A 12,040-nucleotide genomic window follows, 5' to 3' on the forward strand; every position below is an offset into this window, starting at 1 on the left:
CGGACTATCTTTCTTCCGCCAATCGCTCGCGTATGCGTTCCGGCCCGCCGTTCATGCGCCGTGCGAATGGTCGATCAGGGTCCACGATGCGCCAAAACGGAGCCGTGCCGCTTTGGCTGATCTGCACCAAATGTCGCTGAACAGTGACAGGGCAGCAGGCATCGGCGCCATATTGCTTGGCAAGCGCCTGTCTTATTCCCGCAATATCGGACAATTGGCCCGGGGGCGCTGCCCAGAGGGCGCGAGCGAGCATCTCCTCGCTGGGAATCAACATGCTTTGCGTAAGGCTTCGGCCCTTGCGCCTCGTCTTGATCACCGGCACTTCATCCATAATCCACCTCCGGAGTTGGAATCTTGACAGAGGACGAATGGGCAGGTCGCGATCCGACATCGCAAATGCGGAAAACTAGCCGGGGCCAGGCCGTGAACTTACAGACCGGCGCCTTCAGGCGTCGCAGTAGCGGCCTGAACATTCCGGCGTGATATTCCCATCGATGTTCCAGATGAACTATGGCACTTTGAGAGACATGACCCAAAGCAAATCGTGCCTTGCAAGTTGGACCACTGGCAACTGCAATGTAAACGGCGTCGACATTCACTATCTGCGAACGGGCGGCCATTATCCGCCGCTGGTCGCGCTACATGGGCTACTCGGCAGCGGCGCATGTTTGGCGCCGCTGGCGCGTGCGTTGGAGGATGACTTTGATGTCGTCTTGCCGGACGCACGGGGACACGGAAAATCCAGCGCGCCGGCTCAAGGATACTTGTATGGCGACCTCGCGGGCGATGTTGTCGAACTCATAAGGAGTTTGAATCTCAACGCTCCAATATTGCTCGGTCATTCGATGGGAGGCATGACCGCTGCTGTCGCCGCTCGCGAACTCGGAGCAGGGATTTCGGGCGTCGTCCTGGTCGATCCAACCTTCATAAGTCCAGAGTGGCAGCGCGAGGTTTTTGAAAGCGATATTGCAGAGGAGCAGCGGCGATCGCTAGTTTCGAGCAGGGCTGATCTCCTTACCCACGCGCGCGTTCGACATCCATCCCGGTCGGAGGAGATTCTGGAATGCCTGGTTGATGCAAGGCTTCAGACCAGCATGTTCGCATTTGAGGTGCTCACACCTCCAAATCCGGATTATCGCGAACTTGTCCAAAGCATAGGCGTGCCGATTCTTCTCGTGATCGGAGATAAAGGGGTCGTTTCGTTGGATGCGGCCCGCGAGCTGCAAAAGCTCAATCCCTTGCTTCGATATGAACTGATCGCTGACGCCGGTCACGGCCTTCCATACGATCAGCCCGAGCGGTTAGGAGCAGTGATAATGTCCTTCCTCCGGTCGATATCGACTTTCCAGGTCGGTTCTGCGCGCATCGACTGACGAAGCAGCTCGGTTTTGTCGACCGAAGAACTTCAGTTAGACGGAAACAAAAAAGCCGGCGAGAGGGCGCCGGCTTTTTTGTTGTCAGCGTGTCGGCGCCTCAAGCGGCCGGACGGATCAGGATGTGCTTCTTCTTGCCGAGTGAGAGTTTGATGACACCATCGGCTGTGACTTCACCTGTGCCGATCACCTTGCGTTCGTCGCTGATGGCCTGATCGTTGATGCGCACTGCGCCGCCCTGAACGTGGCGGCGTGCCTCGCCGTTAGAACCGGCAAGGCCGGCGCGCACGATCAGAGCCAGCAGGCCGATGCCAGCTTCGAGCTCGGAAGTCGGAACATCGATCGATGGCAGGTTTTCGGACAGGCCGCCTTCTTCGAAGGTCTTGCGCGCAGTTTCGGCCGCCTGTTCTGCTGCCGCGCGGCCGTGAAGGATCGCCGTGACTTCGGTCGCGAGGATCTTCTTGACCTCGTTGAGTTCGGAGCCCGCGATGGCGGAAAGCCGTGCAATCTCGTCCATCGGCAGCGTCGTGAACAGCTTGAGGAAGCGCGGAACGTCGGCATCCTCGGTGTTGCGCCAGTACTGCCAGAAATCATAGACCGGCAGCAGGTCGGCATTCAGCCAGACGGCGCCGGAGGCAGATTTGCCCATCTTGGCACCGGAAGAGGTCGTCAGCAGCGGCGAGGTCAAAGCAAAGAGCTGCTTCGTCCCCATGCGGTGACCGAGATCGATGCCGTTGACGATGTTGCCCCACTGATCCGAGCCGCCCATCTGCAGGCGGCAATCGTAACGCTTGGCCAGTTCGACGAAATCGTAGGCCTGCAGGATCATGTAGTTGAATTCGAGGAACGAAAGCGATTGCTCGCGGTCCAGACGCGTCTTGACGCTGTCAAAGGACAGCATGCGGTTGACCGAGAAATGGCGGCCGACATCGCGCAGGAATTCGAGGTAGTTCAGCGAGCGCAGCCATTCTGCGTTGTTGATCATCAAGGCCGCGTTGCTCGGCTTATTATTATAGTCGAGGTAGTTCGAGAAACAGCGCTTGATCGAGGCGATATTGTCCTCGATCATGTCGACGGTCATCAGCTTGCGAGCCTCTTCCTTGAAAGAAGGGTCGCCGACCATGCCGGTGCCGCCGCCCATCAATGAGATCGGCCGATGGCCGGTCGCCTGCAGCCAGTGCAGCATCATGATCTGGGTGAGGTGGCCGACATGCAGGCTCGATGCCGTCGGGTCATAGCCGATATAGGCCGTCACGGTTTCCTTGGCGAAGAGGTCGTCGAGGCCGGCTTCATCGGAAATCTGATGAATGAAGCCGCGCTCTTGCAGGGTGCGCAGGAAATCGGATTTGAACTCAGCCATGATCTTGGTCTCTCGAGGCCGCAACCCTGGAGGATGCGGCGAAGTCGCTATTGTTGAAAGTCGCGGGGCGCGTTTATCACCGATTTACCGGCGCGTCACCATTTTGGTGGGGGCGAGATCAAGTTTCGACAAGTGCCGTAGGCCGGGCGCGGTTTGTAAACGGATGCTTCTGAACGTCAATAGACCGTAACATCGCCGCGAAGCCGCCGGGAATAAGCCGTGCAATCGCCCGAATCAAATCCTAGTGATTTCCTGTTGATCCCCGTACGCACCTCATGTTTCGTGAAAGAAACCGGTATGTCGCCTCTGCTTTCGAAGATGGGATTGTCATCCAAAAAGACGATCTGGGCATTTTTTGCCATGATGTTGGTTTTGGCCGGTATCGCTGCTGCGAATCCGGCCGAAGCTCAAGGTTCCCCTGAAAAGAGAATAGCCTTTGTCGTCGGTAATGCCGCCTACACGGTAGGCGCGCTTCCGACGCCGGCCAACGATGCCGGCCTGATCGCGCAAACGCTGCAGGCCGCGGGCTTCGATGTGATCGGCGCGCGCGACCTCGACCAGAACGGGTTGCGCGACGCGATGCGCGACTTTCTGACGAAGGCCAACGCCTCAGGCCCCAATACCGTCGTCTTCGTCTATCTGGCGGGTTACGGCGTGCAATATCAGGGCGACAATTATTTCGTGCCTGTCGATGCACAGATCGCCAATGCCACGGATGTCCCCGTCCAGGCGGTCCGCGTGAGCGACTTCACCAAATCGCTGGCGGCCATCAACAATCGCGGCAGCATCGTCGTGCTCGACGCGGCGAGGGCCAATCCGTTCGTGCAGTCCAATCAGCCGCTGGCTGGCGGTCTGGCGCTGGTCGATCCCGATGTCAACCAGCTGATCGCGTTCAACGCGGCGCCCGGCACGGTCGCACCGCAGGAAGCCGGTCCCTATGGTTCCTACGCCCATGCGCTGGCGGAGATGATCCGCGTCGGCGGCCTTTCGCTTGATGACGTCTTCGATCGTACACGGTTGCGGGTCGGCGACCTGACCAAGGGTGCCGAGATTTCCTGGGATGCCTCGAAATTCAAGAACGCCTTCAATTTCTTCGATCGCGGTCCGAATGCGCCGGCTGCTGCGGTGTCAAGCACCGAGGATGTAGCAAACCGGACGAAGCCGATCCGCGATTTCGACGAGCGGGATGCCTATTTCGCCGCGCTCGATCGCGACACGCTGCAGGGCTATGAGGATTTCCTCGCGGCCTATCCGAATGACTCCATGGTCAGACGTGTCCGCGCCATTGTCGCCGCTCGCCGTGAGGCGATCACCTGGCGCGAGACCTGGATTGCCGATACACCCGAGGCCTATTGGTCTTATCTGAGACGTTATCCGCGTGGTCCCCATGTCTGGGATGCCCGCCGCCGTCTCGAGCATTTCGAGGCAGCCCTTGAGCCGCCGTCGTCTTTTACCGTGATCGAGTATGACGTGCCGCCACCACCACCGCCGGAAGTGGTCTATGTCGACCGTCCCGTGCTTTATTTCGATGATGCCGATTTCGGTTATGCCCCGCCGCCGCCCGTCGTCTTCCTGGCCCCGCCGCCGCCGGATTTTGTCGTGCTCGCGCCGCCGCAGCCCGCGGTCGATCTCTACGTGTTGCCGGCGCCGGTCTTCGTTCCGGTCCCTCAATGGGTCGAGCCGCCACGCGATATTGCGCCGCCGGAAAACAACATCATCTTCAACAACATCCACAATACGGTCGTGAACAACACGACGGTCATCAACAATAATACGACTGTCAACGAGAGCGGGGCTGCGCCTGCAGCACCCGGGCTGACGACAGGTCAGAAGCTTGCCGGCGCCGCTGTCATCGCCGGGGCTGGTGCTGCAGCACTGCATGTTGCCCTGCCGCCATCGGTGCAGAAGAAGGCCGCAGTTCTGCAAAAGCAGAATCCGGCTGCGGCCGTCAAGGCAGCACCCGGAACCGCTCCGGCGGTCACGCCTTCGGCCCAGCCGCAAGGTGGAAATGCCGCTGCCCACGTGCTTCCCGGCGCCAATGGTCAGCCGCTGCCGGCTGGCGGCAAGCTGCCCGTTAATTCGGGAACGGCCCAGACGAAGCAGGGGCAATCGCCGCAAGCCGCGCCGAATGCAGTGCATAATCCGGCTGTTGCCACGCAACCCGCCCAGCAAGGCACAAATGCCAATGCCCATGCGCTTCCCGGCGCGAATGGTCAGCCTTTGCCAGCTACGGGCAAGCTGCCGGCCAATTCTGGCGCAGCTCAGACGAAGCAGGCTCAACAGCCTCAGGCTACGCCGAACGCCAATGCACATGCGCTTCCCGGCGCCAAGGGGCAACCGCTGCCGGCGGCTGGCAATACACCTGCCGCGAAGGGGCAAAACCAGATTGCCAAGACGCCCGCGCCGCAAGCAGCGCCGAGCGGTAAACCAAATCCGGTTGTCGCTGCACCGAAGCCCAATGCGCATGCCCCAGCAGCGCCGGCCGTCGCCGCCAGAACTCCGGCAAAGCCCAAGGTGCCCCCTAGCAATCAAGCTCGGGTCAACACTCAGCCTCATGTCGCTGCCGCGCCGCCCCGGCAAGCCAATCCGGCTCCTGCGCGGCCCAAACCTGCGCCGCATGTCGTGGCACAGGCGAGACCGCCAGCGCCGAAGCCGCAGGCTCAGCCCAGGCCGCAACCGCAGCCGAAGATCGTGCAGCAGCAGGTGGAGAGACCACCTCCGCCTCCGCCGCAGAAGCCTCCCGAAAAGAAGAAGTGCGGCGCTCCCGGCTTGCCCGCATGTCACTGACGGATGATTTCAAGCGATAATCTGGAGGCCCGCTTCGGCGGGCCTTCGTATTCGATATCGTCGCTTGATCGGCTTGTTGAAATCAGGCCGAGCAGTTAGCACTGACCGGCCGGTTGCCAATCGGCTCTGCCATACACGTTATGGCAGGCGGGAGATCCATCACGAAAACAGGCAGGCAGATGAGTGACACCATCATACTCGAAACCCCACGCCTCGTTCTGACGATGTGGGACAAGGGTGATGCCGAAGTGATTCGGCAATTACATTCGACGATCGAGACTACGCGCTATCTCTCGGGTGCGGCTCCTTGGACGCTGGAGAAGGCCGAGGAGCGGCTGAAAAGCTGGTTCGGCGAACAGGCGTGCGACGGTACGACCAAATACAAGATGCTGCGGCGCGAGGACGGCCGCTTTATCGGCCGTGCAGGGTTCTCACGTTTTCATCAGGAAAGCGGCAGGGGCGAGTTCGAGCTCGGCTATTCCATTCAGAAGGATGCTTGGGGCAACGGCTATGCGACGGAGATTGCCGGCGCATTGGCGCAATGGTTCTTCAAGCGTGGCTTTGCCCGGCAGTTTATCGCCTTCACGCATCCGCAAAACGTCGCATCGCATCGTGTTTTGCGGAAGATCGGCATGCAGGATCACCCGTCGATGACGATCGACGGGATCACTTGCCCGACGTTCAGAATGGCTCGATAAGGGTTATCGAATGCGCTTGGCGGCCGGTTCCGGCACCAGTTCGCCGTTCAGGCGACGATCGAGGTAGTCCTCGCATTCGCCGAGCAGCGTCTCGACCTGGCCGTTGAAGAAGTGGTTGGCTCCCGGCACGACCTTGTGCGTGATCAGAATGCCCTTCTGCGTCTTCAGCTTTTCGACGAGGCCGTTGACGTCCTTTTCCGGCGCAACCTTGTCCGCATCGCCGTTGATGATCAGGCCGGATGACGGGCAGGGTGCCAAGAACGAGAAATCGTAGATATTCGGCTGCGGCGCGATCGACATGAAGCCTTCGATCTCGGGGCGGCGCATCAGGAGCTGCATGCCGATCCAGGCGCCGAAGGAGTAGCCGGCAACCCAGCAGCTCTTCGAATCGGGATGGAGGCTCTGCACCCAGTCGAGCGCCGAGGCTGCATCGGAAAGCTCGCCGGCGCCGTGATCGAATTCGCCCTGGCTGCGGCCGATACCGCGGAAATTGAAACGGAGCGTCGTGAAACCGCGCTTCTGGAACATATAGAAGAGCTGGTAGACGACCTGATTGTTCATCGTGCCGCCGAACTGCGGATGGGGATGAAGGATAATCGCGATCGGGGCGCTCTTTTCCTTGGAGGGCTGATAGCGGCCTTCAAGGCGACCAGCGGGGCCGTTGAAAATTACTTCGGGCATCGATACTCCGGCTCTTCTTTTTCTGCGTTCAAACCTGACGGTACGCAGCAAGTTGACTTGACGAATGCGCTCATCTTTTCTAGAACGCAGTTTAGAACAATTCGAAACTTGATGCGGTGGTCCGCGCGTTGTGTACGCAACGGTTTGTGGAACGTGTCATAAGGCATGCCCGGCTGAAATTTCAAGGAAAATGAGCCGGCCGCAGCAAAGCAAAGTCGCGCAGGAAGAAGATTATGGCGGCAACACGCCTTTATCTCGATTGGAATGCCACCGCACCGCTTCATCCGGCGGCGCGCGAAGCAATGCTGCGTGCGATGGATATACAAGGCAACCCCAATTCCGTTCATGGGGAAGGTAGGGCGGCGCGCGCAGCTGTCGAGGCCGCACGCCGGCAGGTTGCAAGATTGACTGGCGCCGAAGCCGCCCACGTGGTTTTCACCAGCGGCGCCACCGAGGCGGCCAATATGGTGCTGACGCCGGAGTTCCGCATGGGGCGCACACCGCTTGCCGTCAGCCATCTTTATATATCTGCCGTCGAACATCCGGCCGTGCGGGAAGGCGGGCGGTTTGCTAGGGATAGTGTCAGCGAAATAGCGGTGACATCTGAGGGCATGGTCGATCTTGCCGCGCTGGAAGCCATGCTCGCTGCCCACGACAAGGCCAGCGGCCTGCCGATGGTCGCTATCATGCTCGCCAATAACGAGACTGGAATTCTTCAGCCCGTCGTTGAAGCAGCGAAGCTTGTTCAGGCCGCGGGCGGCCTTCTCGTGGTGGATGCCGTTCAGGCAGCCGGCCGCGTTCCGCTCGATATCAATGCGATTGGCGCGGATTTTCTGATCGTCTCCTCGCACAAGATCGGCGGCCCCAAGGGCGTCGGCGCTCTCGTCTCGCGGGGCGAGGTGCTGATGCCGAAGCCGCTGATCCATGGCGGCGGTCAGGAAAAAGGCCATCGTTCTGGCACGGAAAACACGCTTGCCATCATCGGCTTTGGTGCGGCTGCCGAGGCTGCTGCCGCAGACTTCGAGGTTCGCAATGCTACAATCGGTTCGTTGCGCGATCGGCTGGAAGTGGGCATGGAGCTTGCGGCACCGGATGTCATCATTCACGGCAAGGACGGCGCACGCGTTCCAAACACCAGCTTCTTCACGCTGCCGGGACTGAAATCCGAAACCGGCCAGATCGCCTTCGACCTGGAAGGGGTGGCGATTTCCGCCGGCTCGGCCTGCTCGTCGGGCAAGGTTGGGGAGAGCCATGTGCTCGTGGCGATGGGATGCGACCCGAAACTCGGGGCGCTCCGCATTTCGCTCGGGCCGACCACAACCGAAGCGGATATCGATCGTGCAATCGCTGCTTTTGCCCGCATAGCGGGAAGGCGCAAGCTGGCGGGTGCGGCGGCCTGACGGCCACAATTTTGCGGAAACCGAAATTTCCGCTTGCCAAGCGGGGTGAAAAGTCCCTTTTGGCCGACTACATAGGGGGCAGACATAAGTCTGCCGCAACGTTGACAAGCTGCCGGACCTTGGATCCGGCGAGATTGGAGAACGAAATGCCTGCAGTCCAGGAAACGGTCGATCAGGTTCGCCAGATCGACGTGGACCAGTATAAGTATGGTTTCGAGACCACGATCGAGGTGGAAAAGGCTCCCAAGGGTCTTTCCGAAGACATCATCCGCTTCATCTCCGCCAAGAAGCAGGAGCCGGATTGGATGCTGGAATGGCGCCTCGAAGCCTATCGCCGCTGGTTGACGCTTGAGGAGCCCACATGGGCGCGCGTCGACTATCCGAAGATCGATTTCAACGACATTCACTATTATGCCGCGCCGAAGAAGTTCGCCGGTCCGAAGTCGCTCGACGAAGTCGATCCGGAACTCCTGAAGACCTATGAGAAGCTCGGCATTCCGCTGCGCGAGCAGGAGATCCTTGCCGGCGTCGAGAAGCCGAAGATCGCCGTCGACGCGGTGTTCGATTCCGTCTCGGTCGTCACCACCTTCAAGGAAGAGCTGAAGAAGGCCGGCGTGATCTTCATGTCGATCTCGGAAGCCATCCGCGAGCATCCGGAACTGGTGCGCAAGTATCTCGGCTCCGTCGTACCGACCTCGGACAATTTCTATGCGACGCTGAACTCGGCCGTCTTCACCGACGGTTCGTTCGTTTTCGTACCGAAGGGCGTTCGTTGCCCGATGGAACTGTCGACCTATTTCCGTATCAACGAGAAGAATACCGGCCAGTTCGAGCGCACGCTGATCATCGCCGAAGAGGGAGCTTACGTCTCCTACCTCGAAGGCTGCACGGCGCCGCAGCGCGACGAAAATCAGCTGCACGCCGCCGTCGTCGAGCTGGTTGCGCTTGACGATGCCGAAATCAAGTATTCGACGGTCCAGAACTGGTATCCGGGCGACAAGCAGGGCAAGGGCGGCATCTACAACTTCGTCACCAAGCGTGGCGATTGCCGCGGCCATCGCTCCAAGATCTCCTGGACGCAGGTCGAGACCGGCTCCGCCATTACCTGGAAATATCCGTCCTGCATTCTGCGCGGCGACGACAGCCGTGGCGAGTTCTACTCGATCGCGGTTTCGAACGGCCATCAGCAGGTCGACAGCGGCACCAAGATGATCCATCTCGGCAAAAATACCTCGAGCCGTATCGTCTCGAAGGGCATTGCTGCCGGCGTGTCGCAGAACACCTATCGCGGCCAGGTTTCGGCTCACCGCAAGGCATCGAACGCGCGCAACTTCACGCAGTGCGACTCGCTGCTGATCGGCGACAAGTGCGGCGCGCATACGGTGCCCTATATCGAGGCGAAGAACTCATCCGCGCAGTTCGAGCATGAAGCCACGACCTCGAAGATCTCTGAAGATCAGCTGTTCTACTGCCTGCAGCGCGGCATCCCGACCGAAGCGGCGATCGCGCTGATCGTCAACGGCTTCGTCAAGGAAGTGCTGCAGGAGCTGCCGATGGAATTCGCCGTCGAAGCGCAGAAGCTGATTGGCATCTCGCTCGAAGGCAGCGTCGGCTGACGCACACGAAACAGAATTAGCTTTGGCGCGCCACGCGCGCCGCACCTTCATTCCTGCGATTAGGATACTAAAATGCTTGAAATCAAGAACCTGCACGCCCGTATCGCCGAAGACGGCACCGAGATCATCCGTGGCCTGAACCTGACCGTGAAGGCTGGTGAAGTCGCCGCCATCATGGGTCCGAACGGCTCCGGCAAATCGACGCTCTCCTACATCCTCGCCGGCCGCGAGGACTATGAAGTCACCGAGGGTGATATCCTTTATAACGGCGAGAGCATTCTGGAACTCGACGCTGCAGAGCGCGCCGCCAAGGGCATCTTCCTGGCCTTCCAGTATCCGGTTGAGATTCCCGGCGTTGCCACCATGCAGTTCCTCAAGGTTGCTTTGAACGAGCAGCGCAAGGCGCGTGGCGAAGACGAGCTGACGACGCCGGATTTCCTGCGCCGCGTCAAGGATGCCGCCGCCAAGCTGCAGATCAACATGGACATGCTGAAGCGCCCGCTGAACGTCGGTTTCTCCGGCGGTGAAAAGAAGCGCGCCGAGATCCTGCAGATGGCGCTCCTGGAGCCGCAGCTTTGCGTGCTTGATGAAACCGACTCCGGCCTCGATATCGACGCGCTGAAGATCGTTGCCGACGGCGTCAATGCGCTACGCTCTCCGGATCGCGCCGTGATTGTCATCACCCACTACCAGCGCCTGCTCGACTACATCGTTCCGGACACCGTTCACGTCCTCTACAAGGGCCAGGTGATCAAGTCCGGCGACAAGACGCTGGCGCATGAGTTGGAAGCCAACGGTTATGCCGATATCATCGGAGCTGCAGCCTGATCGGGGCGGAAAGGATACGTCGATGAACATTCAGACGACGAACCGCCTCACTGCCGCGGAGACGGCGCTGATCGAGGCGTATAACGACCAGATGGGCGATCTGCCTGGCGATGGTGAAGTTTTCGCCGTCCGCGATCGTCTGCTGGACGAGCTGAAGACCGCCGGCCTGCCGACGCGCAGGGTCGAGGCGTGGCACTATACCGATTTCAAGAACCTGCTGCGCCTGGTTCCGAGCGATATCGGCAAGGGCCTTGCCGAGGCGCTGCCGCCGACGGTCGAAGGATCGCCCGTTATTGCCGTCCTTCAGGGCAAGGCAAGCGAGAAGGCCTCGGTCAAGAACCTGACGGTTGGCCGCTATGCGGATAGCCTGATCAACGGCACGGCTGCTGTCGGTCTCGAAGCGCTCGGCAAGGATGACGCCATCGGCCGCATCAATGCGAGCTTCGTGCGTGACGGTTATGTCATCGATTTCCCTGATGGCACCGAACTCGATGCACCGCTCGAAGTGCAGTTCATCCATGCCGGCGGCCAGATCCACAGCCGTCTGCCGGTTACCTTCGGTGCCGACGTCAAGGCGACCTTTATCGAGCGTCATCAGGCGGTCGAGGGTGCCGCTGCCCTGGTTTCCTCGGTCAGCGAAGTCAAGATCGGCAAGGGTTCTGAAATCACCTGGATCATTCTGCAGGAGCAGGGTAGCGAAGACACGCATCTCGGCCAGCTCCGCATCGATCTCGGGGAAGATGCCAAGCTGAAGCTGTTCGTCATCAACGCCGGTGGCAAGCTCGTGCGCCAGGAGCTGTATATCAAGGTAGTGGGCGAGGGTGCCGATCTGACGCTTCGCGGCATCAATCTGCTCGGTGGCGATACGCATACCGATGTGACGATGGTGCTTGGTCATGACGTTCCGAACACCGGATCGACTGAGGTCATCCGCAATGTCGTGTTCGACCGCGCACGCGGCGTCTTCCAGGGCATGATCCGGGTCGCACCGGATGCGCAGAAGACCGATGCCAAGATGGCCTGCAACACGTTGCTGATGTCCGACGATGCCGAGTTCTCCGTCAAGCCGGAGCTTGAAATCTTCGCTGATGACGTGCAGTGCGGCCACGGCGCGACTGTCGCCGATATCGACGGCAACCATCTCTACTATCTGATGGCGCGCGGCATTCCGGAGAACAAGGCTCGCGCCATGCTGGTCAACGCCTTCGTAGCCGAGATCGTCGAGGAACTGGAAGACGAAGCCCTGGTCGAGGCGCTGGAAGGCGTTATCTCTAGCTGGCTGGAAAAGCACGCCTGA

10 protein-coding genes are annotated in these 12,040 nt (G+C 60.2%); 7 read left to right on the top strand and 3 right to left on the bottom strand.

All coding sequences use genetic code 11. From position 1 onward, the window contains the following. Positions 1-4 precede the first annotated feature (4 nt). Positions 5-331: a hypothetical protein gene (locus GA0061103_RS35460; protein ID WP_092716437.1), complete on the bottom strand. Its 327-nt coding sequence runs from the start codon at positions 329-331 to the stop codon at positions 5-7. Between the two features lie 163 nt (positions 332-494). On the opposite strand from GA0061103_RS35460, the gene GA0061103_RS26525 reads away from it, so the two are divergent. Then, a complete protein-coding gene (locus GA0061103_RS26525; RefSeq protein ID WP_245304870.1) occupies positions 495-1,373 on the top strand; it encodes an alpha/beta fold hydrolase in 879 nt (292 codons plus the stop codon). 100 nt (positions 1,374-1,473) lie between these two features. Here GA0061103_RS26525 and tyrS read toward each other — a convergent pair whose 3' ends face one another. Then, on the bottom strand, positions 1,474-2,733 hold the full coding sequence (gene tyrS / locus GA0061103_RS26530) for a tyrosine--tRNA ligase (RefSeq protein WP_092716439.1): 1,260 nt from the start codon (positions 2,731-2,733) through the stop codon (positions 1,474-1,476). A gap of 297 nt (positions 2,734-3,030) precedes the next feature. Here tyrS and GA0061103_RS26535 point away from each other — a divergent pair, with 297 nt between their 5' ends. Then, positions 3,031-5,520 (top strand): caspase family protein, encoded by a 2,490-nt coding sequence (locus tag GA0061103_RS26535; protein ID WP_092716441.1) that lies wholly within the window; start codon positions 3,031-3,033, stop codon positions 5,518-5,520. Between the two features lie 179 nt (positions 5,521-5,699). Then, on the top strand, positions 5,700-6,218 hold the full coding sequence (locus GA0061103_RS26540) for a GNAT family N-acetyltransferase (RefSeq protein WP_092716443.1): 519 nt from the start codon (positions 5,700-5,702) through the stop codon (positions 6,216-6,218). A gap of 3 nt (positions 6,219-6,221) precedes the next feature. On the opposite strand, the gene GA0061103_RS26545 is transcribed toward GA0061103_RS26540, so the two are convergent. Further along, positions 6,222-6,899 carry an alpha/beta hydrolase gene (locus GA0061103_RS26545; RefSeq protein ID WP_004108794.1) on the bottom strand — a complete coding sequence of 226 codons (678 nt, stop codon included), beginning with the start codon at positions 6,897-6,899 and terminating at the stop codon, positions 6,222-6,224. A gap of 233 nt (positions 6,900-7,132) precedes the next feature. Here GA0061103_RS26545 and GA0061103_RS26550 point away from each other — a divergent pair, with 233 nt between their 5' ends. From GA0061103_RS26550 to sufD, 4 genes are all read left to right on the top strand, one after another. Beyond that, positions 7,133-8,299 (top strand): cysteine desulfurase family protein, encoded by a 1,167-nt coding sequence (locus tag GA0061103_RS26550; RefSeq protein WP_092716444.1) that lies wholly within the window; start codon positions 7,133-7,135, stop codon positions 8,297-8,299. A gap of 146 nt (positions 8,300-8,445) precedes the next feature. Continuing rightward, positions 8,446-9,915 carry a Fe-S cluster assembly protein SufB gene (sufB, locus tag GA0061103_RS26555; protein ID WP_092716446.1) on the top strand — a complete coding sequence of 490 codons (1,470 nt, stop codon included), beginning with the start codon at positions 8,446-8,448 and terminating at the stop codon, positions 9,913-9,915. A gap of 72 nt (positions 9,916-9,987) precedes the next feature. Then, positions 9,988-10,743 (top strand): Fe-S cluster assembly ATPase SufC, encoded by a 756-nt coding sequence (gene sufC / locus GA0061103_RS26560; RefSeq protein ID WP_092716448.1) that lies wholly within the window; start codon positions 9,988-9,990, stop codon positions 10,741-10,743. A 22-nt stretch (positions 10,744-10,765) separates the two neighbouring features. Continuing rightward, positions 10,766-12,040: a Fe-S cluster assembly protein SufD gene (sufD, locus tag GA0061103_RS26565; protein WP_092716533.1), complete on the top strand. Its 1,275-nt coding sequence runs from the start codon at positions 10,766-10,768 to the stop codon at positions 12,038-12,040.

This window comes from Martinezella multihospitum (genome assembly GCF_900094585.1).
Taxonomy (GTDB): domain Bacteria; phylum Pseudomonadota; class Alphaproteobacteria; order Rhizobiales; family Rhizobiaceae; genus Rhizobium; species Rhizobium multihospitium.

Excerpts from the sequence above, each read along its gene's own strand:
- GA0061103_RS35460 (WP_092716437.1), bottom strand. The coding sequence starts at position 331 with ATGGATGAAGTGCCGGTGATCAAGACGAGGCGCAAGGGCCGAAGCCTT.
- GA0061103_RS26525 (WP_245304870.1), top strand. The coding sequence starts at position 495 with ATGTTCCAGATGAACTATGGCACTTTGAGAGACATGACCCAAAGCAAA.
- sufB (WP_092716446.1), top strand. The coding sequence starts at position 8,446 with ATGCCTGCAGTCCAGGAAACGGTCGATCAGGTTCGCCAGATCGACGTG.
- tyrS (WP_092716439.1), bottom strand. The coding sequence starts at position 2,733 with ATGGCTGAGTTCAAATCCGATTTCCTGCGCACCCTGCAAGAGCGCGGC.
- sufD (WP_092716533.1), top strand. The coding sequence starts at position 10,766 with ATGAACATTCAGACGACGAACCGCCTCACTGCCGCGGAGACGGCGCTG.
- GA0061103_RS26535 (WP_092716441.1), top strand. The coding sequence starts at position 3,031 with ATGTCGCCTCTGCTTTCGAAGATGGGATTGTCATCCAAAAAGACGATC.
- sufC (WP_092716448.1), top strand. The coding sequence starts at position 9,988 with ATGCTTGAAATCAAGAACCTGCACGCCCGTATCGCCGAAGACGGCACC.
- GA0061103_RS26540 (WP_092716443.1), top strand. The coding sequence starts at position 5,700 with ATGAGTGACACCATCATACTCGAAACCCCACGCCTCGTTCTGACGATG.
- GA0061103_RS26545 (WP_004108794.1), bottom strand. The coding sequence starts at position 6,899 with ATGCCCGAAGTAATTTTCAACGGCCCCGCTGGTCGCCTTGAAGGCCGC.
- GA0061103_RS26550 (WP_092716444.1), top strand. The coding sequence starts at position 7,133 with ATGGCGGCAACACGCCTTTATCTCGATTGGAATGCCACCGCACCGCTT.